Below are 25,218 nucleotides of genomic sequence, written 5' to 3'. Positions count from 1 at the left end.
GGGTTTCGGGTATGACGACGAAACTCTTGGCGATACTTGCGGCCGGGCTTGCTCCGGCTGCTCTTCTGGTGAGTGCGGCCCAGCCCAGTGCGGCCGCGGAACCGACTGTCGTACGGACGGATGCCGGCCTCGTGCAGAGCACGGCCGTCGGGGACGCGCTGGTCTACAACGGGATCCCGTACGCCGCTCCGCCGGTCGGGCCGTTGCGGTGGAAGGCACCGCAACCCGTGAAACCGTGGGACGGCGTACGGCAGTCCAAGATCAGCAACCCGTGTCCGCAGCAGGCCAACCCGGAAGTGCCCGACGGCGCCTCGACCGAGGACTGCCTCTACCTGAATGTCACGACCCCCGCAGCCAAGTCGGCGAAGCCGCGAGGCGTGGTGCTGTGGATCCCGGGCGGCGGCTTCTTCTCCGGCGCCGGCTACAACTACGGCGCGTCCAAGCTGGCCGCCCGCGGCGATGTGATCGTGGTGACGATCAACTACCGCCTCGGCATCTTCGGGTTCTTCGGTTACCCGGGCCTGCCGGGGTCCGGCACCTACGGCCTTCAGGACCAGCAGGCGGCACTGCGCTGGGTGCAGCGGAACGCTCGAGCCTTCGGTGGCGACCCGCGCAACGTCACAGTGGCCGGTGAGTCCGCAGGCGGCATGAGCGTGTGCGCCCAGCTCACCTCCCCCACCGCGACAGGCCTGTTCGCGAAGGCGATCATGCAGAGCGGCTCGTGCGACTTCAACTGGGACGACAACAGCCAGTACCCGGGCCAGGCGGCCGACGCCCCCTTCATCCCGGTGAGCAGAGTCCAGGCCAACGGCAAGGAATGGGCCGAGGGCAACAAGGACAAGCTCGGCTGCACCCCCGGCCAGTCCATGCTCGCCTGCCTCCGGGCCGCGACGTCCGACGTACTGGTCGAGGACATGCTGCAGTTCACCCAGGTCGCGTACGGCGGCACCGCGGCGATGCCACTGAGTCCCGCAAAGGCGCTGAAGGCCGGACTGTTCCACCGCGTGCCGGTCCTGTCAGGCAACAACCACGACGAGGCCGCAGCGTGGCTGGTTGCCTTCGGCGACGTCACAGCCGAGAACTACCCGCAACTGGTGACCAACATGGTCGGCGCACGGCAGGCAGGGAAGGTACTGCGTGAGTACCCGCTCAACCGGTACGAGTCTGCCGCGGCAGCGTGGACTGCAGTCACCACGGACCGGATCTGGTCCTGTACTCAGCTCGCCAGCGACCAGCACGCCGCCGGCAGCGTACCGGTGTACGCGTACGAGTTCGCAGACAAGCACTCGCCCCTCGCAGACGACGGACTGGGCGCCATCCACGCCGCGGAGTTGCCGTACCTCTTCAGCCTGGGCAACTACGACTTCCCCTTCCCGGAGCCCCAGCAGCGGCTGTCGAACCAGATGATCGACTACTGGACGGCGTTCGCCCGCACCGGCAACCCGAACGGCCCCGACCGGCCGCACTGGTCCCCCACGACGAGTCGCACAGTCACCGGGCTCTCACTGGCTCCGACGGACCAGACCGGCGTCCGGCCGGTGAACCTCAGCACCGAGCACCACTGCGGGTTCTGGGCCGGGATCAGCTGACCTTCCGCAGCAGGTCCCAGCCCCGCTGTACCACCGGGGCGAGGATCAACAGGAGCAGCGCGTAGAACTTGACCCCCGGGACGAGGGTCGCGAGCAGGAAGGCGATCAGCGTCAACCCGGTCAGCGCCAGGGAGCCGACCAGCTCCCGGGTGCCGACCGGGTAGTCCGGGTTCTCGAGTTCCGCATGGCCGCGGATCATCCAGATGAGCGCCGACTGGCAGATGCTGAGCACCAGGATCGTCCCGGTGTAGAGCCCCGCGGTGAACCGGTCGCTCTCGTAGGTGCCCACGATCTCGGTCGGGAAGGGCAGGAACACGATCGTGAGCAACCATGCGAGGTTCAGCCGCATCATCGGTGCGGTGTACGCGCGGACGTGCTCGAACACCCGGTGGTGGCCGAGCCAGAAGTTCGCGATCACCACGAAGCTCAGCAGGAACGAGAACAGCTGGGGCCAGTGCTCGGTGATCACCTCGGGCGCGTCCAGCCCGTCCGCCTTGGACTCGGTGACCACCTCGACCAGCGGAAGGATCAGCAGGGTGATGGCGATGGCGACGACCGCGTCGCTGAACAGGACCAGCCGGTCCGGGTTCCTCGTCTTACTCACGGCCGACCACAGTAGCGGCCGGTCAGTTCCGCGGAGCCCTCAGCAGAGTGGTCGACAGCACGAGCGCACCGAGGACGAAGGCCGCCGCGGCGAGCCAAGCGACTCCGTAGCCGTCCCGTAGCGCCAGTACGTCGCTCGCACCGTCAGCCAGCCGGCTTGTCGTGGTGGACGCGGCCAGAGTCGCCAGTACGGCGGTCCCCACCGCGGCACCGGCCTGCTGCGCGGTGTTGTTGAGTCCCGAGGCCAGTCCGGCGTCGCCCGCGTCGGCGCCCGACATCGCGAGCATGATCGCTGCCGGGATGGCCAGGCCGATGCCGGCTCCCATCACCGCGAGGACGGGTGCGACGTTGACGACGTACGAACCATCGACCGGTGCCTGGCTGATCCAGAGCAGGGCGACCAGGAAGGCTGCCAGGCCGGCGGTCAGCATGGTGCGCGGGCCGAAGCGGACGGTCAGGCGTGGCGCGACGGACAGCGACATCAGCGCGTTCATGATCGGCGCCGGAAGGAAGGCCAGGCCGGTGGTGAGTGAGTCGTAGCCCAGGACCCGCTGCACATAGAGCGCGGTGGTGAACTGGAAGCCGAAGCCGGCCGCGAACAGCAGGACGACTACGACGTTGGCGACCGTGGTCTGGCGCTTGCGGAAGATGTGCAGCGGCAGCAGCGGATTCATGCTGCGGGCCTGACGGAGTACGAACGCGGCCAGGAGCAGGACCGCCGCGGCGGCCAGGAAAAGCGTGCGCGTGAGCTCCGCGTGGGGCTCGGCCGTCTGGACGATCGTGTAGACGGCGAGCGACAGCCCCGCGGTGACCAGGACAGCGCCGAGTACGTCGGCGCCCTTGGTGAGGCCGAGGCCCTTCTCTGCTTGCAGGAGCCGTACGGCGAACGCGAGCGCGACGAGGCCGATCGGCACGTTGATGAGGAACGACCAGTGCCACCCGACGGTCTGGGTGATCACACCGCCCAGGATCAGACCGATCGACGCACCACTGGCCGAGGTGAAGCTGTAGACGCCCATCGCGCGTGCTTGCTCACCCGGGGCCGGATAGAGGCCGACGATCATGCCGAGAATCACGGCCGAGGCGAGCGCTCCGCCGACTCCCTGCAGGAACCGGCCCGCGATCAGCACCTCCGCGCTGCCCGCCGTACCGCACAGCAAGGACGCTGCCGTGAACAGGCCGAGCCCGGCCAGGAAGACCCGCTTGCTTCCGATCAGGTCCCCGATCCGTCCGGCCAGCAGGAGCAGTCCCGCGAAGGCGATCAGGTACGAGTTCATCACCCAGGCGAGGCCGGCCTGCGAGAACCCGAGATCACTCTGGATCGTCGGCAACGCGACCGTCACCACGGTGCCGTCGAGGATGATCATCAACTGCATGACGCACAACACCAGCAGGGCTTTCGTCCGTCCGGCCGCCACCGGACGCCCCGCCTGAACCGCCGTTTCCACTGCCATCACCCATCTCCTTGCCCAGCTCGAAGCAGAACAAGTACGACGGTAGCAGATAGTTCCGTACTAGACGATCCTTTTGCGGACTACCTCGTGGTGTGGACTACCGCGTGCGTTGCCGGGCGCGGCGGACGGAGACGGCTTCGACCGGGACCGAGAGGTGGCCGTCGACCAGGTCGACGAGCGCGTCGACGAAGGGTTTGCGTTCGCTGGCGGTGAGGGCCTCGAGGACCTCGGCGTGGACCCGGTCGACGATGCGCTGACCCTCGGCGGCGATCTTGGCGCCGGCCGGGGTGACCGCGATGATGCGGGCGCGGCGGTCGGTGGCGGAGGGCTTGCGTTCGGCGTACCCGGCCTCTTCGAGCGCGTCGACGGTGACGACCATCGTGGTCTTGTCCATGTACGCCAGTTCGGCGATCTGGATCTGGGTGCGCTCCTCCTCCAGGGCGTGCCGCAGTACGCACTGCATCCGCAACGTCAGCCCGATCTCCGCGAGGGCAGCGGACAACTGCGTCTCGAGGACATGACCGGCATGTGTGAGATAGCCGGTGAGGTCGGGAACCGTACGGACTGGAGTCTTCGCCATAACCTCCAGGGTAACGCGAGATCATCTACTGCCGGATCATCTCGTGCCGAATCATTCCCTGCGCTCCGACGACTCCGGTAGCGGGAATGCGACGTGCAGGGCGGTGTCGTGAATTCGCCAGTGTGAGGGGTTCCGGGACGGTTCGCTGGGTGGCATGACTGTCGTGACAACACCGACGCCGACCGTTCGCTGGTTCGGGGTCATCGCGGTGACGTTGGGGATCTTCACGATCACCACCACCGAGATCCTGCCGATCGGACTGCTCACCCCGATCGGGTCCACCTTCTCACTCACGCCCGGACGCACCGGCTGGCTGATGACCATGCCCGGCTTGGTCGCGGGCGTCGCGGCGCCGGTCATCACCGTCGCCACCGCTCGGCTGGACCGGCGGCTGATGCTGTGCGCACTGATGGTGCTGCTCGCGATCGCCGGCTTCGTCGCCGCGGCCGCGCCGGTCTACTGGATCGAACTGCTGGCCCGCTTCCTCGTCGGCCTGACTGTCGGCGGCTTCTGGTCGATCGGTGCCGGTCTGGCCGCGAGACTCGTCCCCGAGCGGTGGACCGTCCGCGCGACCGCAGTCATCTTCTCCGCCGTCCCCCTCGGCTCGGTCCTCGGCGTACCGGCGGGCACGGTCCTGGGTGAGCTGGCCGGCTGGCGTACGTCGTTCGCCGTACTCGGGGTGCTGTCGCTGGTGGCGCTGACTGCTCTCTACATCACCGTGCCGCCACTACCGCCGCTGCAGGTGACCAGGCTCGCCGTACTCCGGGATGCGCTCCGCCGCAGCAAGGGCGCGATCGTTGTCACCTGCATGCTCGTGACGGCGCACTTCGCCACCTACACCTACGTGACGCCCTTCCTCCGCGAGGTCGTCCGGCCGGAGCTGATCGGTGTGTTCCTGCTGGTGTACGGCGCAGCCGGCCTGGTCGGCAACCTCATCGCGGGTACGGCGGTCGCACGCAGCGTCCACCTCACCTTCGCCGGATGCGCCGCCTGCATCGCCACCGCGACCCTCCTGTTGCCGGTCCTGGGGCGCAGTCCGGCGGGGGCCGTGGCCCTGCTGATCGTGTGGGGCATCGGGTACGGCGGTGTGCCGGTCTGCTCGATGAACATGTTCGCCAAGGCCGCACCGGCCTCGCGGGAGGCGGCGACCGTCCTGTTCACCGGTTCGTTCCAGGCCGTGCTCTCCACCGGGGCGCTGCTGGGCGGTCTGGTGGTGGACGGCTGGTCGGTGTCGACCGTCATGATCGCGGGCGGGGTGTGCGCGGCGCTGACCGCCGGAGTGCTGCTGTGGTCCAGAGCACAGGAGGCGGGGACGTAGCATCGCGGTTGTGTCGAGGACTCAGACGGATCGGTGCCCGGGTGTGCTGGCGGTGCACCAGGCTGCCGACGGAGGCCTTGCCCGCGTTCGCCTGCCGGGTGGCGTGGTCCGCGCCGACCAGTTCGACGTACTGCGGACGGCCGCTGCGGACCTCGGGGACGGGCGGCTCGAGCTGACGTCGCGGGCGAACGTGCAGATCCGCGGACTCGCACCTGATGCGCCGATCGAGCTGTCTCAGCGGCTGTTCGAGGCCGGGCTGTTGCCGTCGATGCCGCATGAGCGGGTGCGGAACATTCTGGCGTCGCCGCTGTCCGGTCTGGACCCGGACAGCCGGTACGACGTTCTGCCGGTGGCGGCTGCGGTGGACCGGGAGCTGTGTGCCCGGCCCGGGTTGGCTGAGCTGCCTGGGCGGTTCCTGTTCGCGCTGGATGACGGGCGCGGGGATCTGGCCGGGGTGCGGGCGGATGTGTTCGTGCGGGCGGTGGATGAGCGTGAAGGGCTGTTGAGCCTTGGCGCTCGCGGTGTACGGGTTGGCTGGAGTGATGTGGCTGAGGTGATGGTCGCAACGGCTGAGGCGTTCCTGCAGGAGCGTGAGGGGCAGGAGTGGCGGATCGCGGAGCTCGATCGTGGTGAGGAGCGGATCCTCGACCGCCTGGGGTTGCAGGCTACGGAGGAGCTGCCGACCGCGGTGAGCACGGTCGCGGCAGGCAAGCATGGAGCGGCACTGGTGGTGACGGTGCCACTCGGGAGCCTCAGCCAGGAACAGTCCGCAGTGCTCGCGCACCTGGGTCAGGACTTGAGGGTGACTCCTTGGCGGTCCGTCGTGGTGCCGGCGGAGGCTGGTGCCGGGTTGGACGGGGTTGGGTTCGTCACAGATCCTGAATCGGCCTGGAACGGTGTGACAGCGTGTGCGGGGCAGCCTGGGTGTGCGAAGGCGCTGGCAGATGTCCGGGCCGACGCGCGGCGGGTAACGCCGCGGCTGCCGCGGCACGAGCGGCCGATGCACTGGTCCGGCTGTGAGCGGCGCTGTGGCAAGCCGGCCGGCGAGTTCGTCGACGTACTTGCCGTGGGCAACGGATATGTGATCGACGGTGAGCGGATGGGGACGTGGTGAGCGGGTTCGAGTACGTGCGCGACGGCGCGGAGATCTACCGGCGGTCGTTCGCGACGATCCGGGCGGAAGCGGCGCTCGGCGACCTCCCGGCTGACGTCGCACCGGTGGCGGTCCGGATGATCCACGCCTGCGGGATGACCGACCTGGTCACGGACCTGGCCTGGTCGCCGAACGTGGTCAAGAACGCCCGGACCGCACTCCAGAACGGCGCACCGATCCTGTGCGACGCGCAGATGGTGGCAGCCGGCATCACCCGGCGGCGCTTGCCCGCGGACAACCAGGTCATCTGCACACTGAGCCAGCCAGGTGTCCCGGAACTGGCCCAACAGCTGCAGACCACTCGCAGCGCCGCGGCGGTCGACCTCTGGCACGACCACCTGGCCGGTTCTGTCGTTGCCATCGGCAACGCGCCGACCACGCTGTTCCGACTGCTCGAGCTGCTCGAGGACGGCGCGCCACGACCGGCCGCGATCCTCGGCATTCCCGTCGGTTTCATCGGTGCCGCCGAATCGAAGGACGCGCTCGCGGCGAACGATCTCGGCCTGGAGTACCTCGTCGTCCGCGGCCGCCGAGGCGGAAGCGCGATCACGGCGTCCGCCGTCAACGCCATCGCAAGCGAGGAAGAGTGACAGGCAGACTGTGGGGCGTCGGGCTCGGCCCGGGCGACCCCGAACTGGTCACGGTCAAGGCAGCCCGGCTGATCGGGGCCGCCGACGTGATCGCGTTCCACAGCGCGCGGCATGGCCGCAGCATCGCCCGCTCGGTCGCGGCGCCGTACCTGTGGGACGGCCAGCTCGAGGAGCACCTGGTCTACCCGCTGACCACCGAGACGACCGATCACCCCGGCGGCTACCAGGGTGCGATGGACGACTTCTACGCCGACTGCGCGGCCCGGTTGGCCGCGCATCTCGACGCCGGCCGCGACGTCGTCGTACTGGCTGAGGGCGATCCGTTGTTCTACGGGTCCTATATGCACATGCACAAGCGGCTGGCCGACCGGTATCCGTGCGAGGTGGTCCCCGGCGTGACGTCGGTGAGCGCGGCGGCCGCCGTACTCGGGCGACCGTTGTGTGAGCGGGACGAGATCCTCACCGTGCTGCCGGGCACGCTGCCGCCCGACGTACTCGCGGATCGGCTCCGGAACACGGATGCGGCCGCGGTGATGAAGCTCGGGCGCACGTTCGAGAACGTGCGGGAGGCGTTCGAGCTGGCCGGCCGCGCCGACGAGGCCTGGTACGTCGAACGGGCGACGACGGATGCGCAACGCACGGCTCCGCTGGCCGAGGTGGATCCCGAGAGCGTGCCGTACTTCTCGCTCGCGCTGCTCCCGAGTCCGATCAACAACACCTTCACCGCGCCGGCGCCCAGGACCGCGACGGACGGCGAGGTCACCGTGGTCGGACTGGGTCCGGCCGGCCCGGAGTGGATGACACCCGAGGTCCGGGCGGCGATCGCGAGTGCCGACGACCTGATCGGCTACGGCCCGTACGTCGACCGGCTGCCGGACCGCGCTCGTCAGCGCAAGCACGGGTCGGACAACCGGGTCGAGTCCGAGCGGGCCGCGTTCGCCCTCGATCTGGCCCGGAAGGGCTCGAAGGTGGTTGTGGTCTCGTCCGGTGATCCCGGCGTGTTCGCGATGGCCAGTGCGGTCACCGAGGTCGCGTCCGAGCCGGAGTACGCCGACATCGCCGTCCGCGTGCTGCCCGGCATGACCGCGGCGCAGGCCGTCGCGAGCCGGGTGGGCGCACCGCTCGGGCACGACTTCTGCGTGCTGTCGCTGTCGGACCGGTTGAAGCCGTGGGACGTGATCGCCGGGCGGCTGACCGCGGCCGCCGCGGCGGACCTGGTGATCGCGATCTACAACCCCGCGTCGAAGTCCCGGACCTGGCAGGTCGGCGCCACCCGCGACCTGCTGCTCGAACACCGTTCGCCCGGTACGACGGTCGTCATCGGCCGGGATGTGGGCGGTCCCGGGGAGTCGATCACCGTGACGACGCTGGCCGAACTGGACCCCGAGCAGGTTGACATGCGCTGCCTGTTACTGGTCGGGTCGTCCCAGACCCGCACCGTGCCCCGCCCGGCCGGCCCCCTGGTTTTCACTCCCCGCCGATACCCGGCGACGGACAGTGAGCCCACGCCAGGGGCCGGTTAAATCCGCCCTCCGGCAGTGTCGGACCAGACTCCGTTGGGTAGGTCTGGCGCGAGACTGACCAGTGAGGAGAAGCGGAGATGGCTCAGCAGTACGGCGACACCGCCACAGCGCAGTACAGCGGCGACACCGCCACCATGACTGCCCCCGGCTCGGCCGCGCCCGACTCGGACGCGACCACCACCCAGCGCTACGAGGAGGCCCGCGCCGCCGCGCACCGTGCGATGAGCAACGTCACGATCGTCCCGGACCAACTGCCGGCACCGACGGCCACCACCGAGCCCATCACCGATCCGGACCTGCTCGCCTACCGCGGCTTCAAGTTCGGTGCTGCCTTCTTCGGCTGGTTGATCTCCATCGCGATGTCGGTGCTGCTGCTCGCGGCCGCGGCCGGCGCGGCGCTCGGTACGGCGGAGGTCCTGGACTACTCCCGCGCTGACGCCGAGTCCCAGCCCGGGGCCGCGGGCATCACCGCGGCGGCGGTAGTCGTCCTGATGGTGACCCTGGCGTTCTTCACCGGCGGGTACGTCGCCGGCCGGCTGGCGCGGTTCGACGGCGGCCGGCAGGGCTTCGGAGTCTGGATGCTCGCGCTGCTGTTCTCGGTGCTCGCGGCCGGTGCCGGGGCCTTCGGAAACAGCCAGTACGGCTGGATCGACGATCTGAACCGGCCGGACGTGGCGCTGTCCAACGACACCCTGGCCATGGGCGGGATCGTCGCCGCCGCGACTCTGGTCGTCCTCGCGCTGCTGTTCGCGATCCTCGGCGGCAAGGCCGGCCGGCGCTACCACGACAAGATCGACACGCTGTTGGACTAGCTGTCACCGCCTGACCACGCATGGGCAGCGCCCGGACGGGTACCGGAGGGGCGACACGGGGCCTGTCTGGTGAGGAGAACTGACCATGGTCCAGCAATATCGGGACGATACGGACACTCAGCAGGTCGACGAGACGCGTACGCTGCGCCGCGCCGAGCACGACCCTGACTCGCGGCCGGTGGGCCACGTTGACGACGACGTTGACAACGACCGGGACACGCGGCCGCTGCACCGGGCGAACGTCCGGACGTCCGCCGCGACCGAGGTGGATCCGGCGTACCGGGGCTTCAAGAGCGGTTCGGCCTTCTTCGGCTGGCTGGTCGCGATCGGGCTGATCGCGCTGCTGACCGGGATCGTCGGCGCGGTCGCGGCGGCCGTCGACTACGCGACCACCATCGACTGGAACGCGGCCGAGTCCGACGCCGGCACCATCGGCATCGCGTCCGGCGCGGTCCTGCTGCTGATCCTCGCGATCGCCTACTACAACGGTGGGTACGTCGCCGGACGGCTGGCCCGCTTCGACGGTGCGCGGCAGGGCTTCGGCGTCTGGCTGATCGGCTTCCTGGTGACGGTCGTCGTCGCGGCGATCGCCGCGCTGGCCGGTTCGCAGTACGACGTACTGGACCGGGTGGACCTGCCGTCGGTGCCGATCGCGAACGAGACCCTGACCACCGGTGGAGTGATCGCGGTCGTGGCGGCTGTCGTGGTGACGCTGCTCGCCGCGTTGATCGGTGGCAAGGCCGGCCAGCGGTACCACCGCCGCATCGACACCAGCGTCGACTGAACGAACGGCCTCCGGGCGGTCTGTGCTACAACAGGCCGTAACCAAAGGGGCCCTCGTGGACCAGTCAACGCTCGGCGTCATCGGCCGTTCCCGCAAGGAGAACGAGTTCCGGTTACCGATCCATCCGCACCACTTCGACCGGATCGACGAGGAGCTGCGGCAGCGCATCGTCCTCGAGTCCGGGTACGGCGAGCGGTTCGGGATCTCCGATGAGCAGTTGGCCAAGTCGGTCGCGGGGGTCGTCGACCGCGACGAACTGATCGCTGTGTCCGACGTCGTACTGCTGCCGAAGCCGCAGCCCGAGGATCTTGCCGAGCTCCGGACCGGACAGGTGCTCTGGGGCTGGCCGCACTGCGTCCAGGACGACAAGGTCACCCAGCTGGCGATCGACCGCGAACTCACGCTGATCGCGTTCGAGGCGATGAACCACTGGAGTGCCGACGGACGGTTCAGCCTGCACGTGTTCCACAAGAACAACGAGCTCGCCGGCTACTGCTCCGTGCTGCACGCGCTCGAGCTGATCGGATCGACCGGCGACTACGGGCGCCGGCTGCGGGCGGTGGTGATCGGGTTCGGCGCGACGGCCCGTGGAGCCGTCACCGCCTTGAATGCGCACGGCGTGCACGACGTCGACGTCCTGACCGGGCGCGGCGTGTCCGCGGTCGGTTCGCCGATCCACTCGGCCCGGATCATCCAGTTCGACCACGACGACGCCGACGACGACGGGCGGCGCCCCAGCCACGCTCTCACCGACGAGGGCAGAGTGCCCCTGGCCGGGTTCCTGGCCGAGCACGACGTGGTCGTGAACTGCGTGCTGCAGGATCCGGACGCCCCGCTGACGTTCCTGGTCGAGGAGGATCTGGAGCGGTTCGCGCCGGGCAGCCTGATCGTCGACGTCTCCTGCGACCTGGGCATGGGGTTCAGCTGGGCCCGGCCGACCGGGTTCGGCGACCCGACGTTCGTGGTCGGTGACCACATCACCTACTACGGCGTCGACCACAGCCCGTCGTACCTGTGGAACTCGGCGACCTGGGAGATCAGCGAGGCCGTGCTGCCCTTCCTCCGCCCGGTGCTCGACGGCCCCGACGCCTGGCACGCCGACGCCACCCTCGGCCCCGCGATCGAGATCGAAGCCGGCGTCATCCGGAATCCCGGCATCCTGTCCTTCCAGCACCGCTCCGCCGACTATCCCCATCCACGGCTCTGATTCCGGGCTTCCGGACGAGCCCTGACCGGCCCGTGCTCCGGATCGGGCCGATCCGGCGTGCGGGTACTTCTTGCCGCTCGGACGAGCGACCACGAAGCTGAGCTGCATGTCCGGTACCGCTCTCGTCGTCGGAGGCACCAGCGGGATCGGCGCGGCGACGGTACGCCGACTCAGCGCCGACGGACTGCAGGTCGTCGCCGCAGGTCTTGATGCCGGCCCGTCCGAGGTGGAGCTCGACCTGCGTGAGCCCGACGCACTCGAGCAACTGATCGGTTCGCTCGACCGGCTGGACGTCCTGGTGAACGCGGCCGGCATCATCCGCCGCGGTGACGAGCATCGGCCCGAGGTGTTCCGGGAGGTCCTCGAGATCAACCTGACCGGTGCGCTGCGGGCGGCCGAAGCCGCGCACGACCTGCTCGCCGAGAGCCGCGGCTGCATCGTCAACCTCGCCTCGATGCTGAGCTACTTCGGTGGTCCGCTCGTTCCGGCGTACAGCGCCAGCAAGGGCGGCATCGTCCAACTGACCAAGTCCCTCGCGGTCGCCTGGGCGGCCGACGGCATCCGGGTGAACGCGGTCGCACCCGGCTGGATCGCCACGGACCTGACCGCCGCACTGCAAGCCGATCCGGCCGCCGCCGACCGGATCATCTCCCGTACGCCGATGGCCCGCTGGGGAAAGCCCGAGGAGGTCGCCGGGGCGATCGCCTTCCTGGCCGGCCCGGACGCGGGGTTCGTCACCGGCGCCGTCCTGCCCGTGGACGGCGGCTACCAGAGCATGTGAAGGAGCAGTCGATGATCCCGGTTTCAGCAGGAGTTCCGGCGGAGATCGCCGTACCCGCGGTGCCCGACGACGACCGGTTGTGGGTGCAGCAGGCGCCAGGGGTGTGGTTCCGGCCGCTGATGCTGAACACGGTCACCGGCCAGTGGTGCAACCTGCTGAAGGTGACCCGGGCCGGCATCGTGTCCCGGCACCGGCACCCGAGCGCCGTCTTCGGCTACGTGATCAAGGGCAAGTGGCAGTACGACGAGCACGAGTGGGTCGCGGAGACCGGGTCGTTCGTGTACGAGCCGCCGGGCGAGATCCACACCCTGCGGGTACCGGAGGACTGCACCGAGATGATCACGTTCTTCAACATCTCCGGCGCGATGATCTACGTCGACGAGGCCGGCAACCAGACCGGCTACGAGGACACGTTCACCAAGATCCAGCTGTGCCGCGACCACTACGGCGCGAACGGCCTCGGCGCCGACTACGTGGACCAGTTCATCCGCTAGCCCGCACGACCAGTTCGGTCGGCAGGATGCGGGGACCGTCGTCGGCGCCGTCGATCCGGCGGAGCAGCACCTCCACCATCTCCCGGGCCACCAGCTCGAGCGGCTGCCGGATCGTGGTCAGCGGCGGGTCCGACTCGCGGGCGATCCGGGAGTCGTCGAACCCGCCGACGGCCACTTCCTCCGGCACCCGCCGACCGGCGCGCCGGAGCTCGACCAGAGCCCCGGACGCGAGCAGGTCCGAGGCCGCGAACACCGCGTCGAGATCCGGGCTGGCCTTGAGTAGCCTCGCCATCGCCTGCCGGCCGGCCTCTTGGCTGTAGTCGGTCGCGGAGACCACGAGCCGCTTGAGCGCCTTCCGCCCGAGCACGTCCTGGTAGCCCTGCAACCGCTCCTGTCCCCCGGCGATCTGCGGCGCGCTGATCATCCCGATCCGCTGGTGCCCCTGCTCGACCAGGTACCGCGTCATCTGCCGAGCACCCTCACGGTCGTCGGCAGCGACGTACGGAAGGACATCGCCGGGTGCGAGCGGCTTGCCGCAGGCAACGGCCGGTACGCCGCCCTCGGCCAGCTCGGCGATCAGCGGGTCGCCGAAGTGGGACGAGATCAGCAGTACGCCGTCGACGTGTCCGCCGCGGACGTACCGAAGGATCCGGTCCCGGTCGGCGTCGCTGGACTCCAGCATCAGCACCAGGCTGACGTCCTGGTCGGCCAGGGCCTGCGTGCACGACCGCAGCAGCACGCTGAAGTTCGGGTCCTCGAACAACCGCTCCTGCGGCTCCGAGAGCACGAACCCGATCGCGTTGGACCGCTTGGTCACCAGGCTGCGGGCGCTCTGGTTGACCGTGTACCCGGTGTCGGCCATCGCCTGCCGGACCGCCTCGAGTGAGGCGGCGCTGACGTAGTGGCCACCGTTGAGGACCCGTGACACCGTGCCGCGCGAGACTCCGGCCAGCTCGGCGACGTCGTCGATGGTCGGCCCACGCCGCATCGCCCGCCGCGCCGCTCCCCGCGATTTCGGGTGAGCGGCGGGCTCGCTTCTCGACGTCCCCCTGCCTGCCACGGGCCCAATCATGTCAGGCCGGTCTGTCTCCCGACGGCAGGGCGTTGGCGCGCGCCACCCGCCCCAGCCAGCCCGCGCTGGTCTTCGGCGTACGAGTCTGGGTCGCGTAGTCGACGTGGACGATGCCGAACCGCTTGGCGAAACCCTCGGCCCACTCGAAGTTGTCCAGCAGCGTCCAGACGAAGTACCCACGGACATCCACTCCGGCGGCGATCGCAGTACGGAGTGCACTCAGGTGGCCATGGAGGTAGTCCACCCGCTGCGGGTCGTCGACCGTCCCGTCCTCGGCCGGTACGTCGTCGTACGCCGCGCCGTTCTCCGTGATGTAGATCGGCGGGACGGCTGGGTAGGTGGTCTGCAGGTCGACCAGTACTTCACGCAAGCCGTCCGGCTGGACCGGCCAGTTCACCGAAGTCACCGGAACGCCCTCGGGAAGGACGGTCTCGTCACCGGTGGGACCGGCCTGCACGAGGATCCGCCGGTAGTAGTTGATCCCGAGGAAGTCGATCGGCGCACTGATCAGTCCGAGATCGCCGTCCTGCACGGCATCGAGGTGGATCGGATACGTCCCTCGCAGGACCGGGTCGAGAAACAACCGGTGGCTGTCGACGTCGACTCGCCGGGCCGCATCGGCATCGGCCCGGGAGTCGCTCGCCGGTGCGACCGGGCTGACATCCAGCGTGAGGCCGACGACCTGTTGTCCTGCTGCGTGCCGGCCGTCGCGCAACGCCTGCAGCGACAGGCCATGAGCCAGCAGGAGGTGGTGGACGGCGCGATCCCGCAGTACCGAGTCCTTGATCCCTGGCGCATGGATGCCGCTGCCGTAGCCGGCGTGACTCGACACCTTCGGCTCGTTGAGCGTGATCCAGTGCTGTACGACGTCCCCGAGCGCGTCGTGCACCACCGCCGCGTAGTCCGCGAACCGGTACGCCGTGTCGCGCGCGGGCCAACCGCCCTTGTCCTGCAGAGCTTGCGGGAGATCCCAGTGATAGAGAGTCACGTACGGGACGACGTCGCGGGTGAGCAACTCGTCCACCACCCGGCGGTAGTGATCCAGGCCCTTCTGGTTGATCGCACCCGAGCCGTCGGGCTGGATCCGCGGCCAGGCGATCGAGAACCGGTAGGCGCCGAGCCCGAGGTCCGCCAGCAACCCGATGTCCTCGGCGTACCGGTGGTAGTGGTCGCAGGCAACATCACCGGTGTCACCACCGGCGATCGCACCCGGGACCCGGCAGAAGGTGTCCCAGATCGACTGACCACGACCGTCCGCGTCCACCGCGCCCTCGACCTGGTACGCCGCGGTGGCCGCACCCCAGACGAAGCCGTCGGGAAAGCGCGCGTCACTCATAGATAGCCCTTCGTTGATCAGAGATGGAACGGGTCAGCCCTTGACGGCGCCGCTGACCAGGTCGATGCGCCAGTAGCGCTGCAGGAACAGGAAGAGTGCGATCAGGGGCAGCACCGACAGGAACGCGCCCATGATCACCAGCGAGTACAGAGCCGGCTGGCTGGCGCCCTGGTTGAGCATCGAGAACAACCCGACCGTCATCGGGAAGTGCCGGTCGTCGGAGATCATGATGTACGGCAGCAGGAAGTTGTTCCAGATCGCGACGAACTGCAGCAGGAAGATCGTCACCATGCCAGGGATCATCGGCGGCATCCCGATCGACCAGGCCAGCCGGTACTCCCCCGCACCGTCGATCCGTCCGGCCTCCAGCATGTCGTCCGACACCACCGCGGCCGCGTAGATCCGGGACAGGTAGATGCAGTACGGGCTGATGATGCTCGGCAGCAGCACCGACCAGTACGAGTTCACCAGGCCGAGCTTCGACATCAGCAGGTACTGCGGCACCGCCAGCGTGATCTGCGGGACGAGGACTCCGGCCAGGATGCACCGGAACAGCGTCTCCCGGCCGCGGAATCGGTACTTCGCCAGCGCGTACCCGGCCGTCACCGAGATCGCCACGGACAGCAAAGACCCGGCCCCGGCGTACAGGAGGCTGTTGCCGGCCCACTTCCAGAAGATGCCGTCGCGGAACTCGAGCAGGTGCGACACGTTGTAGCCGAAGCCGCCGTTGAAGCTGGGCCAGAACGAGAACGTGGTGAACAGGTCACCAGGTCCCTTGGTGGCGGCGATGACCACCCAGGCGACCGGCAGCAAGCAGTAGAGGGCCCCGAGCAACAAGATCCCCGTCGACAGATAGCGAGTACGCCGAGGGGTGCGCTCGGTGGATCGCACCGTCGGGCCGGACCGCTCCAGGACCGCCGTACTCATCGTTCCTCCCCGAACGCGCGCTTCTGCAGGAAGCTCAGCACCGCGAGCGAGACGACCAAGGTGCCCAGGGCAAGCAGTACCGAGGCCGCGGCGGCCGTGTAGATGTCGTTGTTGACGAAGGCGTCGCGGTAGATCGTCATCAGCGGCACCCAGGTGAACGAGATCGAGTCGGTCAACGGCTGCAGCGTCGACGGTTCACTGAACACCTGCAGCGACGCGATCAGCGAGAAGATCCCCGTCATCACCAGGGCCGGGGCGATCAGCGGAACCTTGATCCGCAAGGCGATCTGCAGCTCACTCGCACCGTCCACCCTGGCGGCGTCGTCCAGCTCGGCCGGCAGTCCGCGCAGCGCGGTGTAGAGCACGATCATGTTGAACCCGACCCCGCCCCAGATGCCGATGTTGGCGACCGAGAAGAGCACGCTGCCCGAGCCGAGGAAGTCCGGCGCCGGCAGCCCGACCGCCTCGAACGCGGCGCGGATCGGACTCACTCCCGGCAGGTAGAGGAAGCCCCACAGCAGCGAGGCGATCACGCCCGGGACGGCGTACGGGAGGAAGATGCCGAGCCGGGTGAACGACGTGAGCCGAGCTCCGCGCGAATCGAGCAGCAGCGCGAAGAGCAGGGCCAGGCCGAGCATCGTCGGAACCACGATCACGCCGTACCCGAGCATTCGCAGGACCGAGTGCGCGTACGCCGAGTCGGTGATGGCGCCGACGTAGTTCGCCAGCCCGACGAACGACTCCTTGCGCAGCCCGAGGCCGCCGCCGGTGACCCGGGAGGCGCGGACGCTGAGCCAGATCGTGTAGCCGATCGGGATGATCAGGAAGAGCACGAGCAGCACCAGCGCCGGCAGCAGCAAGACGTACGGCGCGGCGCCGCCTCGCTGCCGTGGCCGGTGCAGCCTGGCTGGGGAAAGGACAGCCACGGTCAGGATTCCTTGATCTGGAAGCCCTGCTTCTTCAGGTCCGCGACCGATGCCGCCTGCAACTGATCGACGGCCGCGCCGAAGTCGCCCTTGCTCTGGATCGCCTTCGCGAACAGGTCGCTGTACTGGCTGTAGGTGACGTTCACGTTCGGCGCCCAGGTGAAGCCCCGGGCGGTCTTCGCGATGTCGGCCGCCTCGGTGAAGAACGTCGGCTGGTTGGGCATCATGACCGGCGCCTTGGCCAGCGCGGGTGTCGACTGACCCGCGGTCGCCGCCGGGTAGATGCCACCGAAGGAGACGAACGCCTCCAGCGCCTCCGGGTCGGTGTTCAGCCACTTGACGAACTTCTGTGCCTGGGCCGACTGCTTCGACTTCGCCGCGATCGCGGTCGCGGATCCACCCCAGAAGCCGGTGGTCGCCGTACCGGACTCCCACTGCGGCATCGGGACCATGGTCCACTTGCCCTTCGTGGTCGGCGCGACGCCCTGGAGCACACCCGCACCCCAGATGGCGCTCGGCCAGGCCAGCAGCGTGCCGTCGCTCATCGCCTTGTTCCACTCCGGCGTGTACATCGGCTTGCCCTGCAAGGTTCCGGCGTTCACCAGGTCGCCCCAGAACTTCGCGAGCTTCTTGGTCGGCTCGTCGTTGATCGACACGGTCCAGGTGCCGTTGTCGTTGGCCCACCAGTTCGCGCCGGCCTGCTCGGCCAGGCCCGCGAACCAGCCCGGGTCGCCGGACGAGAAGGTGGCCAGGTAGCGCTTGGAGTCCTTGGACCGGACCTGCTCGGCGAGCGCGCCGAACTCGTCCCACGTCTTCGGCACGGTCAGACCGAGTTGCTCGAACAGGTCGGACCGGTAGTACAACATCATCGGGCCGACGTCCTGCGGGATCGCGTAGGTCTTGCCGCCGAACGACGTGAGTCCCCAGGTGCCGTCGGTGAACGCACCCTTGACCTCGCCGGCCAGCGAGCTGAGGTCGGCGGTGACGCCGTTGGTGATCAGGACCGGCAGCGCCTGGTACTCGGCGTGGATCAGGTCCGGCGGGTTGCCGGCCCGGTGCGCGGTGACGATCTTGGTGAGCAGTTCCTCGCCCTGGGCCTGGGCGCTGACCGTCACCTGCTGGTTCGGGTTCTTCTTGTTCCAGATCGCGACGACCTTGTCGATCCCGGTCGTCCAGGTCCAGAACGTCAGTTTGGCGGGCGCGTCCGGGTCCCCGGACGGCTGCGGCGCCGCGTCGGGCTCGTCGTCGCCGGAGCACGCGGCCAGCCCGGCCGGCAGGGTGACGGCGAGGCCGGCACCGGCCACTCCGCGCAGGAAGCTACGGCGCCCGACAGCGGGTCCGATGGTCGAGCGAGCCATGGTGAACCTCTCCGGATCAGTCGATTCTGTGATCGCTCACGGGTTTCTGTGAGCGATCACAGACTCAGCCCCGCGAATCGCGGCTGTCAAGACTTCGGGGCTGCCATTCTGTGAGCGGTCACGGTACGCTCCCTGCCATGCCCGCATCGCTGCTGCCCGGACTGCGCCGGGTCGAGATCGGCTGCCGCGATCTCGATCGTTCCCTCGACTTCTACCAACCCCTGCTGGGTTTCCGGCCGCTGCCGGACGCTCCGCGACCGACCGGCCGCAGACGGTTGCTCAGCCACGGCACCGTGGTCCTCGAGCTCGTCGAGGTCGGGGCCGACGGCAACCAAGGTGGCTGGGTGAACGACGATCTGCAGGGCGGGATCCGGCATCTCGGGATGAAGGTGGCCGACGTCGACCGGCAGATCAAGCGGCTGGAGGACGCCGGGGTGACCGTGCTGTCGCAACCCCTCGACGTCCTCGGGGACGTACGGATCGCGTTCTTCCTCGACCCTGACGGGGCACGGCTGGAGTTCATCCAGGGGAACCTGAGCTACGAACGGATCTCGTCGCCGGTGCTGGCAGCGGCCGAGGCCGCCCAGGTGCCTGGTGAGGAGCCACGGTTCGATCATGTCGCGGTGACGGTGTCGGACCTGCCCGCCGCGCTGGACTTCTGGCGGGACCGGTTCGGGTTCGAGGCGATCGGCGAGATCAGGCATCACGGGGATCCACGGGGGTTCCTGATGACGTATCTTCAGGCCGGTCCGGCAGTGCTCGAGGTGTTCAGCTTCGACGTACCGATCGTGCCGAACGATCTGTCGGCGGCCGGTCCCGCTGTTCTCGGGCCGCGCCGGCTGGTCCTCGATGCGCCGGGTGAGCAGCAACTGGTCGCGCCCGATGGGGTGCCTGTCACGATGGGAGGCTCACGGTGAGCCGCATTCTGGTCACCGGATCGAACGACGGGATCGGAGCGGAGATCGCCCGGGTCCTCGACTCGCGGGGCCACGAGGTGATCCGGCACGCACGCAGCGCGGAACGCGGCGGGGGTGCTGGGTTCGTGGTCGGTGAGCTGTCGTCATTGCGGTCGACGCGTGAGATGGCGGCCGACGTACTGCGGCTCGGGGCGCCGGACGTCGTCGTACACAACGCGGGATGGGGTTCCAAGGACGAGAGCAGGCCGGTGACCGCGGACGGTTTGGAGCAGACGTTTCAGATCAACGCGCTGGCGCCGCTGCTGCTGACGGCGTCGCTGCCGAAACCGCGGCGGATCGTGTTCGTCAGCTCGGACTCGATCTCGCGTGGCCGGATTCGCCTCGACGACCTTCAGCACGAGCAGGAGTGGACGCAGGACGCGGCGTACGCCGACTCCAAGCTGGCGATGACCGCGCTGGCCTTCGCCCTGGCCCGGCGGTGGCCGGACGTGCTGTCGAACGCGGTCCATCCCGGGTGGGTGAGCACGAAGATGAGCGGCTACGCCGCGCCGCTGACCGTTGCCCAGGGCGCCGATACCCCCGCCTGGCTGGCGGTGTCGGACGATCCGGAAGCGCTCGTCACCGGCACGTTCTTCCAGGATCGCAAGGCGATCGAGGTCAACCCACAGGCGTACGACGTTGACCTGCAGGACGCCCTGCTGACGCGCTGCCTCGAGCTGTGTGACGCCACCCTGCCCTAGCGTCCTGAGTCGGGGGTTCGGCGAGAGATTTCGGTGTTCAGGTGCGTGCATCGGGGTGCTTGAGCAGTGGCCTCGATGCGGAGCATCGTGGGCGCTGGTCAAGTGCCGCGAGGTGCGTGCCTGGGCGCCGAAAGCGCCGTCGAACCCCCGACTCAGGACGCTCAGGGCCAGGTCGGCGGTTGCACGGCCTGGACCGCCGTGATGACCTGATCCAGGGCGGGAGTCCGCGGCCGGTCGCGGTGCACGAAGATTGCTACCTGCCGTTCGACTCCCGCGTCCCTGATCGGGACCAGGCGTACGCCGGTGAGGTTCGCGGTGGTGACGGCGAGTGCATTGGTCACCCCGGTGCCCAAGCCGTGACGGACCAGCGACAGCAGCGTCTGGGGCTGGTTGGTGCGGTAGACACTCTCCGGATTGAGCCCAGCGGACGCGAAGGCCAGGTGTGACTCGAACTGGCGTCCGCCGGAGGTCTCCCGATGGAGATCAGCGGCAGGTTCGCCAACTGGTCGAGCCCGACCGACTCCGCGGAGGCCAGCGGATGGCCTTGCTGGAACACGGCGACCAGCGGCTCAGTCCAGAGGACCTCGTGGTCCAGCGACTCCGAGGCGACCAGGGGATGCACCGGGCGGATCGCCAGATCGACCTCGCCCCGGCCGAGCGCGCCCTCGAGCTCGATGCTCGGCCCCTCGACCAGGTGCAGCCGAACCTCCGCCGGGAGGCGCTGTGCGACCTGCGGGAAGAGCCACGCCGCGGCGCTCGGGTACGTGCCGAAGCGGACCTCTCCCCCGGCGGACGCCAGGTCGTTGAGGCGGCGAAGAATCTCCTCGGCGTGCGGGACCAGGGCGCGTCCTTCCGGGGTGAGGCGTGCCGGGTGAGCCGTGCGGTCGAAGAGCTGGACGCCGAGGGCTCGCTCCAGCTCGGCCACGTGCTCACTGATCCGGGACTGGCCGCGGAACACCGCCTTGCCCGCCGCGGAGAAGCCGCCGTGGCGAGCGACCGCGACGAAGCTCACGATCCAGTCCATCCGGAAGCCGTACGCGGCGGTGAGATCCATGCCACAAACGCTAGCCGGGAAGACGCCGCCCGGCCGGGACGTTGGACGGGATGTGCGAGAGGTCGAGGTGGTGGTGATCGGCGCCGGGCAGGCCGGGCTGTCGGCTGCCTACCACCTGGTCCGGATGGGATTCACGCCGTACGACGAGGTCGTCGTACTCGACCGGAATCCGGCGCCCGGTGGAGCGTGGCAGCACCGGTGGGACTCGCTGACCATGCACGACGTCCACGGGATCGCGAACCTGCCCGGGGTGCCGGTGCCCCCGAGTGCTTCCGATGCTCAGGCCAACGAGTTCGTGCCGGGGTACTTCGCGGACTACGAGAAGCGGTTCGGGTTGCCCGTCGTACGACCGGTCAGCGTTGAGAGCGTGCGGAAGGTGGACGGACTGTTCGAGGTGCGGACGTCTGCTGACACCTATCGTGCGGAGGCTCTGGTGAACGCGACGGGGACGTGGAATCGGCCGTTCATTCCTTGGTATCCGGGGATCGAGAGCTTTCGTGGACGGCAGTTGCACACGGCGGACTACCGCGGGGCGGCCGAGTTCGCGGGCCAGCAGGTGCTGGTCGTTGGCGGCGGGGCGTCGGCGGTGCAGTTGCTCGCGGAGATCTCCGAGGTCGCGACGACCACGTGGGTGACCCGACGGCCGCCCGAGTGGCGGACCGGTGAGGACTTCAACCCGGAGTACGGGCGAAAGGTCGTCGCCAAGGTCGAGGAACGCGTCCGCGCCGGCCTCCCCCCACGAAGCGTCGTCAGCGTGACCGGCCTCCACCTCCGGGAGCAGGAGCAGGCTGCGTTGGAGCGCGGCGTCTACACCCGCCTCCCCATGTTCACCCGCATCACCCCGGCCGGCGTCGAATGGACCGACGGTCGACGCGTGGACGTCGACGCGATCCTCTGGGCCACCGGCTTCCGCGCCGACCTGGCCCACCTCGCCCCGCTCCACCTCCGCGAACCCTCCGGCGGAATCCGCATGGACGGCACCCGCACAGTCCTCGAACCCCGGGTCCACCTGGTCGGCTACGGCCCCTCGGCCAGCACGATAGGCGCCAACCGAGCCGGCTTCACCGCGGCCCGCTCCCTCCGCGACCTCCTGAAACCAGCCGCCGCCTGACCTGTGAGCCTTGCTCGGGCGAGATCAGTTGATGGGCTTGCCGAACCAGCGGGAGAGGTGGTTGTCGAGGTCCTGCTGGTCGTTGCCGATCCAGGCGACGTGGCCGTCGGGGCGTAGAAGGACGCACGGAACATCCAGGACCGCAGTGGGATCCGCGAGGTAGTCGACGCGGTCTGACCAACCGCCGACGGTCAGGCGCTCGGTGCGGTCCAGGAGCAGGCCGCGGCCGCGATGCAGCAGATCGTAGAGGTGGCCGTGCCGCAGTTCGAGGTCGCGCAGGCGGCGGCCGAGCAGGTCGGGGCCCTCGCCGAAGTCGTAGCGGATGCCGATCGCGGTGATTTTCTCGATCAGATAGCGGTTCACCTCGTCGAAGTCCATCAGTTCGGTGAGCAGCCTGCGCACGGCCCGCGGGCCTGGTTCGGTGGACAGCAGTTCCATCTGGGCGCGGGTGTTGTCCAGCACGTCCTCGGCGACCGGATGACGTTCGGCCTGGTAGGTGTCCAGCAGTGTCTCCGGCGCCCAGCCACGGACCTGTGCGGCCAGTTTCCAGCCGAGGTTGAACGCGTCCTGAACGCCCAGGTTGAGGCCCTGTCCGCCGGTGGGTGGGTGGATGTGTGCCGCATCGCCGGCCAGCAGTACCCGGCCGACCCGATACCGCTCGGCCAGCCGGGTGGCATCCCCGAAGCGGGACAACCAGCGCGGCGAGTGCACGCCGAAATCGGTTCCGGCGATGGCGCGCAACTGCTGTTTGAAGTCCTCGAGGGTGGGTTCCGCGCGATCCTCGCTGACTCCAGCGACGGGAACCACGACGCGATAGACCCCAGCGCCTGCCGGCCCGAGCATGAATCGCTGATCGGTCTCGCGGACTTCGGTCACCTTGGCGGCGATCTCTTCCGGCGGCACCCCCACTTCCAGCTCGCCCATCAGCGTCCCGGTCCGCGAGGGCTCGCCGGGGAAGCCGACGCCGAGCAGTTTGCGCACCGTACTGCGCGCGCCGTCACAACCGACGAGATAGCGCGAACGCAGCTGTCCCCCATCGGCCAACTCGACGGCCACACTCTCGTCATCCTGCTCGAACCCGGCGACCGCAGCACCGCGCCGTACCTGCGCACCCAGTGCGATCGCATGTTCCTCGAGCAGGCGAACGACGACCGGTTGCGGGATGCCCAGCAAATAGGCGTGCGCGGAATCCAGGCCCTCAGGCGCGGGTTTGTCGATGGCGGCGAAGAATCCGCCGGCCGGACGCCGTCTTCCGTGTTCGAGCAGGCGATCCAGCAGTCCGCGCATCGCCATCAGCTCGAGACTGCGAATGTGCAGACCGACGATGCGGACGAACGACACAGGCTCGGTGTCCTTCTCCAGAACGAGTACCCGCACATCGTGCAGCCGCAGTTCGGCGGCCAGCATCGCGCCAGTCGGACCGCACCCGGCGATGATCACGTCGAACGGCTCGGCGGTGACCTGTGGAGAGTCCATTGACATTGCCCTTCGGGAGTGCCACCGCAAGCTACAAGCCGAACCATCACCCCGTCCAACCCTTTCCCGCCACTCGTCAGCGTATGGGGTTGGCGCTTGCTGGGGTGGTGGCAGGCAGTTGGACGAAGGGCTCGGCGGTCGGCCAGTGGGGGTGTCTGCGGACGGCTATCGGGAGCAGTGCACCGGTGAGGAGGAAGATGGTGGCTGTCAGCAACCAGCCGGGCCAGCCCCAGGTGACGGCGATGGTGGTGAGGATGAGGGGCGCGACGAGGTCGCCGACTTGGTGACCCATGGCGTAGGCGCCTTGGTATTGGCCTTGGGCGCCGGGTGGGGCGAGTTCGAAGCTGATGCCCCAGCCGCCTGCGGACTGCAGCATCTCGCCCAGGACGTGGACGAGGGCTGCGACGATCAGCAGGCCGACGGTGACGGCGCCTGAGGTGACGTCGGTGAGAGCGAGGACTACGCATGCTCCGGCGAGGAGGACGCCGGCCCGGCGGCCGGCACGGGCGGCGCCGGGGAGGTGTTCGGTGCCTCGGGCAACGCGGAGCTGGAGCAGGATCACGGCGACCGAGTTGATCACCAGCAGGACGGAGATCAGCCAGCGCGGCGCGTCGGTCGCGGTCGCCACCCAGAGCGGGATCGCGATCTGTGCCATCGCGTTGTGCATGCTCAGTACGCCGTCCAACGCGACGAACGCGAGGAACGGCCGATCCTTCAACGCGGTCAGTCCGGACGGACCGGTTGCCGACGACACCTTCTTGACCTCGGGCATCCCGAAGCGGACCAGAGCCGCGGTGATCACGTACGTCGCAGCGTTGGCGAGCAGGGCGGCGACGTACACCTCACGCCGGTCGACCGCGAGAACGACGCCGGCGACAGCCATGCCTGCACCCATCCCGATGTTGGTCGTCACGCGAAGGATCGCCCGCGTGCGGACCCGCTGGTCGGATGGCGACAGGCCCGCGATCAGCGCACCCTTCGCGCCACGTTGACCGGAGTCGGCGATCGCGGTGATCCCGGCGACCACGACGTACGGGAGGAACGAGCGGACCTGCGTCAGCGCGCTCATCGTGATCGCTTGCAAGACGAGGAAGCCGACGTAGGCACGGTTCGGTCCGAGACGATCCGCGACCACACCGAGCGGAGTGCTGGCCACGAGCCCGACCAGGCCCGCGATGGTCAGCCCGATGCCGACATGACCGACGGACAGTCCGGCCACCCGCGTGAGGTAGAGCGCCCCGACGGCGGCGTACACACCGTTCCCGAACGTGTTGACGAGAGTCGCGCCGATCAACCGACGTACGGCCGGCGGAAGAGAAGCTGTCACCCCCTCACCCAACTACCGCCCACCCCACCCGCCCGTTGGACTGACAGATCCCGTCAATGCATCAGCCACCGAAGCATTCCTGTGCC

The 25,218-nt window shown here is 68.9% G+C and carries 25 protein-coding genes; 13 read left to right on the top strand and 12 right to left on the bottom strand.

The features are described 5' to 3' along the window. The first annotated feature begins 11 nt into the window (after positions 1 to 11). Complete coding sequence (locus ACGFH6_RS40005) at positions 12 to 1,589, top strand: carboxylesterase/lipase family protein (protein ID WP_393395467.1); 1,578 nt, start codon at positions 12 to 14, stop codon at positions 1,587 to 1,589. Here ACGFH6_RS40005 and ACGFH6_RS40000 read toward each other — a convergent pair. The 3 genes from ACGFH6_RS40000 to ACGFH6_RS39990 all read right to left on the bottom strand — a co-directional run bounded on the left by ACGFH6_RS40000 (position 1,582) and on the right by ACGFH6_RS39990 (position 4,226). Continuing rightward, positions 1,582 to 2,193 carry a TMEM175 family protein gene (locus tag ACGFH6_RS40000; RefSeq protein ID WP_393395464.1) on the bottom strand — a complete coding sequence of 204 codons (612 nt, stop codon included), beginning with the start codon at positions 2,191 to 2,193 and terminating at the stop codon, positions 1,582 to 1,584. The two genes, ACGFH6_RS40005 and ACGFH6_RS40000, sit on opposite strands and share 8 nt — an antisense overlap. A 22-nt stretch (positions 2,194 to 2,215) precedes the next feature. Beyond that, positions 2,216 to 3,646, bottom strand: a complete 1,431-nt coding sequence (locus tag ACGFH6_RS39995; protein ID WP_393395461.1) for an MFS transporter — start codon at positions 3,644 to 3,646, stop codon at positions 2,216 to 2,218. A gap of 97 nt (positions 3,647 to 3,743) precedes the next feature. Beyond that, positions 3,744 to 4,226, bottom strand: a complete 483-nt coding sequence (locus ACGFH6_RS39990; protein WP_393395458.1) for a MarR family winged helix-turn-helix transcriptional regulator — start codon at positions 4,224 to 4,226, stop codon at positions 3,744 to 3,746. A 154-nt stretch (positions 4,227 to 4,380) separates the two neighbouring features. On the opposite strand from ACGFH6_RS39990, the gene ACGFH6_RS39985 reads away from it, so the two are divergent. The 9 genes from ACGFH6_RS39985 (at position 4,381) to ACGFH6_RS39945 (ending at position 12,888) form a co-directional block, all read left to right on the top strand. Beyond that, entirely contained in the window at positions 4,381 to 5,544 is a 1,164-nt protein-coding gene (locus ACGFH6_RS39985) for an MFS transporter (RefSeq protein WP_393395455.1), read from the top strand. 10 nt (positions 5,545 to 5,554) lie between these two features. Further along, a complete protein-coding gene (locus ACGFH6_RS39980) occupies positions 5,555 to 6,658 on the top strand; it encodes a precorrin-3B synthase (protein WP_393395452.1) in 1,104 nt (367 codons plus the stop codon). Next, positions 6,652 to 7,287: a precorrin-8X methylmutase gene (locus tag ACGFH6_RS39975; RefSeq protein ID WP_393395449.1), complete on the top strand. Its 636-nt coding sequence runs from the start codon at positions 6,652 to 6,654 to the stop codon at positions 7,285 to 7,287. The genes ACGFH6_RS39980 and ACGFH6_RS39975 overlap by 7 nt, the downstream gene beginning before the upstream one ends. Continuing rightward, on the top strand, positions 7,284 to 8,810 hold the full coding sequence (locus ACGFH6_RS39970; RefSeq protein ID WP_393395446.1) for a precorrin-2 C(20)-methyltransferase: 1,527 nt from the start codon (positions 7,284 to 7,286) through the stop codon (positions 8,808 to 8,810). Before ACGFH6_RS39975 ends, ACGFH6_RS39970 begins: the two co-directional genes overlap by 4 nt. 77 nt (positions 8,811 to 8,887) lie before the next feature. Beyond that, positions 8,888 to 9,622, top strand: a complete 735-nt coding sequence (locus ACGFH6_RS39965) for a hypothetical protein (protein ID WP_393395444.1) — start codon at positions 8,888 to 8,890, stop codon at positions 9,620 to 9,622. A gap of 85 nt (positions 9,623 to 9,707) precedes the next feature. After that, positions 9,708 to 10,406, top strand: coding sequence for a hypothetical protein (locus ACGFH6_RS39960; protein ID WP_393395441.1), 699 nt, complete (start codon positions 9,708 to 9,710; stop codon positions 10,404 to 10,406). A gap of 55 nt (positions 10,407 to 10,461) precedes the next feature. Then, a complete protein-coding gene (locus ACGFH6_RS39955; protein WP_393395438.1) occupies positions 10,462 to 11,613 on the top strand; it encodes a N(5)-(carboxyethyl)ornithine synthase in 1,152 nt (383 codons plus the stop codon). A 106-nt stretch (positions 11,614 to 11,719) separates the two neighbouring features. Continuing rightward, positions 11,720 to 12,394: an SDR family NAD(P)-dependent oxidoreductase gene (locus ACGFH6_RS39950; protein WP_393395435.1), complete on the top strand. Its 675-nt coding sequence runs from the start codon at positions 11,720 to 11,722 to the stop codon at positions 12,392 to 12,394. 11 nt (positions 12,395 to 12,405) lie between these two features. Then, a complete protein-coding gene (locus ACGFH6_RS39945) occupies positions 12,406 to 12,888 on the top strand; it encodes a 2,4'-dihydroxyacetophenone dioxygenase family protein (RefSeq protein ID WP_393395433.1) in 483 nt (160 codons plus the stop codon). On the opposite strand, the gene ACGFH6_RS39940 is transcribed toward ACGFH6_RS39945, so the two are convergent. The 5 genes from ACGFH6_RS39940 to ACGFH6_RS39920 form a co-directional block, all read right to left on the bottom strand. Then, positions 12,878 to 13,876, bottom strand: coding sequence for a LacI family DNA-binding transcriptional regulator (locus ACGFH6_RS39940; protein WP_393395430.1), 999 nt, complete (start codon positions 13,874 to 13,876; stop codon positions 12,878 to 12,880). The two genes, ACGFH6_RS39945 and ACGFH6_RS39940, sit on opposite strands and share 11 nt — an antisense overlap. An 85-nt stretch (positions 13,877 to 13,961) precedes the next feature. Then, complete coding sequence (locus tag ACGFH6_RS39935; RefSeq protein ID WP_393395428.1) at positions 13,962 to 15,296, bottom strand: GH1 family beta-glucosidase; 1,335 nt, start codon at positions 15,294 to 15,296, stop codon at positions 13,962 to 13,964. Between the two features lie 33 nt (positions 15,297 to 15,329). Further along, on the bottom strand, positions 15,330 to 16,223 hold the full coding sequence (locus ACGFH6_RS39930) for a carbohydrate ABC transporter permease (RefSeq protein WP_393395424.1): 894 nt from the start codon (positions 16,221 to 16,223) through the stop codon (positions 15,330 to 15,332). Then, positions 16,220 to 17,149, bottom strand: a complete 930-nt coding sequence (locus ACGFH6_RS39925; protein ID WP_393395421.1) for a carbohydrate ABC transporter permease — start codon at positions 17,147 to 17,149, stop codon at positions 16,220 to 16,222. Before ACGFH6_RS39925 ends, ACGFH6_RS39930 begins: the two co-directional genes overlap by 4 nt. A gap of 2 nt (positions 17,150 to 17,151) precedes the next feature. Continuing rightward, the gene (locus ACGFH6_RS39920) at positions 17,152 to 18,507 is read right to left on the bottom strand and encodes an ABC transporter substrate-binding protein (RefSeq protein ID WP_393395418.1); all 1,356 of its coding nucleotides are present in this window, start codon (positions 18,505 to 18,507) and stop codon (positions 17,152 to 17,154) included. Between the two features lie 137 nt (positions 18,508 to 18,644). On the opposite strand from ACGFH6_RS39920, the gene ACGFH6_RS39915 reads away from it, so the two are divergent. Together ACGFH6_RS39915 and ACGFH6_RS39910 are read left to right on the top strand one after the other, a co-directional pair. Further along, the gene (locus tag ACGFH6_RS39915; RefSeq protein WP_393395416.1) at positions 18,645 to 19,424 is read left to right on the top strand and encodes a VOC family protein; all 780 of its coding nucleotides are present in this window, start codon (positions 18,645 to 18,647) and stop codon (positions 19,422 to 19,424) included. Beyond that, the gene (locus ACGFH6_RS39910) at positions 19,421 to 20,164 is read left to right on the top strand and encodes an SDR family NAD(P)-dependent oxidoreductase (protein ID WP_393395413.1); all 744 of its coding nucleotides are present in this window, start codon (positions 19,421 to 19,423) and stop codon (positions 20,162 to 20,164) included. The genes ACGFH6_RS39915 and ACGFH6_RS39910 overlap by 4 nt, the downstream gene beginning before the upstream one ends. Positions 20,165 to 20,325: 161 nt before the next feature. Here the strand turns inward: ACGFH6_RS39910 and ACGFH6_RS39905 are convergent, their stop codons facing one another. Beyond that, a complete protein-coding gene (locus ACGFH6_RS39905) occupies positions 20,326 to 20,604 on the bottom strand; it encodes a LysR family transcriptional regulator substrate-binding protein (protein WP_393395980.1) in 279 nt (92 codons plus the stop codon). After that, entirely contained in the window at positions 20,502 to 21,218 is a 717-nt protein-coding gene (locus ACGFH6_RS39900; RefSeq protein ID WP_393395412.1) for a LysR family transcriptional regulator, read from the bottom strand. Before ACGFH6_RS39900 ends, ACGFH6_RS39905 begins: the two co-directional genes overlap by 103 nt. Here ACGFH6_RS39900 and ACGFH6_RS39895 point away from each other — a divergent pair. Then, positions 21,217 to 22,329, top strand: a complete 1,113-nt coding sequence (locus ACGFH6_RS39895) for an FAD-dependent oxidoreductase (protein WP_393395409.1) — start codon at positions 21,217 to 21,219, stop codon at positions 22,327 to 22,329. The genes ACGFH6_RS39900 and ACGFH6_RS39895 overlap by 2 nt on opposite strands. Positions 22,330 to 22,353: 24 nt before the next feature. On the opposite strand, the gene rox is transcribed toward ACGFH6_RS39895, so the two are convergent. Both rox and ACGFH6_RS39885 read right to left on the bottom strand, forming a co-directional pair. Further along, complete coding sequence (gene rox / locus ACGFH6_RS39890) at positions 22,354 to 23,805, bottom strand: rifampin monooxygenase (RefSeq protein WP_393395406.1); 1,452 nt, start codon at positions 23,803 to 23,805, stop codon at positions 22,354 to 22,356. A 76-nt stretch (positions 23,806 to 23,881) separates the two neighbouring features. Then, positions 23,882 to 25,132, bottom strand: a complete 1,251-nt coding sequence (locus ACGFH6_RS39885; RefSeq protein WP_393395404.1) for an MFS transporter — start codon at positions 25,130 to 25,132, stop codon at positions 23,882 to 23,884. Positions 25,133 to 25,218: the final 86 nt, after the last annotated feature.

The organism is Kribbella sp. NPDC049227 (assembly GCF_043197265.1).
GTDB lineage: Bacteria > Actinomycetota > Actinomycetes > Propionibacteriales > Kribbellaceae > Kribbella.
Note: the sequence above shows the minus strand (reverse complement) of the source record. Positions and strands in the feature narration are given on the sequence as shown.

Coding starts and splice junctions, on each gene's coding strand:
- ACGFH6_RS40005 (WP_393395467.1), top strand. CDS start 12: ATGACGACGAAACTCTTGGCGATACTTGCGGCCGGGCTTGCTCCGGCT.
- ACGFH6_RS39995 (WP_393395461.1), bottom strand. CDS start 3,646: ATGGCAGTGGAAACGGCGGTTCAGGCGGGGCGTCCGGTGGCGGCCGGA.
- ACGFH6_RS39990 (WP_393395458.1), bottom strand. CDS start 4,226: ATGGCGAAGACTCCAGTCCGTACGGTTCCCGACCTCACCGGCTATCTC.
- ACGFH6_RS39985 (WP_393395455.1), top strand. CDS start 4,381: ATGACTGTCGTGACAACACCGACGCCGACCGTTCGCTGGTTCGGGGTC.
- ACGFH6_RS39965 (WP_393395444.1), top strand. CDS start 8,888: ATGGCTCAGCAGTACGGCGACACCGCCACAGCGCAGTACAGCGGCGAC.
- ACGFH6_RS39960 (WP_393395441.1), top strand. CDS start 9,708: ATGGTCCAGCAATATCGGGACGATACGGACACTCAGCAGGTCGACGAG.
- ACGFH6_RS39950 (WP_393395435.1), top strand. CDS start 11,720: ATGTCCGGTACCGCTCTCGTCGTCGGAGGCACCAGCGGGATCGGCGCG.
- ACGFH6_RS39945 (WP_393395433.1), top strand. CDS start 12,406: ATGATCCCGGTTTCAGCAGGAGTTCCGGCGGAGATCGCCGTACCCGCG.
- ACGFH6_RS39940 (WP_393395430.1), bottom strand. CDS start 13,876: ATGCGGCGTGGGCCGACCATCGACGACGTCGCCGAGCTGGCCGGAGTC.
- ACGFH6_RS39935 (WP_393395428.1), bottom strand. CDS start 15,296: ATGAGTGACGCGCGCTTTCCCGACGGCTTCGTCTGGGGTGCGGCCACC.
- ACGFH6_RS39930 (WP_393395424.1), bottom strand. CDS start 16,223: ATGAGTACGGCGGTCCTGGAGCGGTCCGGCCCGACGGTGCGATCCACC.
- ACGFH6_RS39920 (WP_393395418.1), bottom strand. CDS start 18,507: ATGGCTCGCTCGACCATCGGACCCGCTGTCGGGCGCCGTAGCTTCCTG.
- ACGFH6_RS39915 (WP_393395416.1), top strand. CDS start 18,645: ATGCCCGCATCGCTGCTGCCCGGACTGCGCCGGGTCGAGATCGGCTGC.
- ACGFH6_RS39895 (WP_393395409.1), top strand. CDS start 21,217: ATGCCACAAACGCTAGCCGGGAAGACGCCGCCCGGCCGGGACGTTGGA.
- ACGFH6_RS39900 (WP_393395412.1), bottom strand. CDS start 21,218: ATGGATCTCACCGCCGCGTACGGCTTCCGGATGGACTGGATCGTGAGC.
- rox (WP_393395406.1), bottom strand. CDS start 23,805: ATGGACTCTCCACAGGTCACCGCCGAGCCGTTCGACGTGATCATCGCC.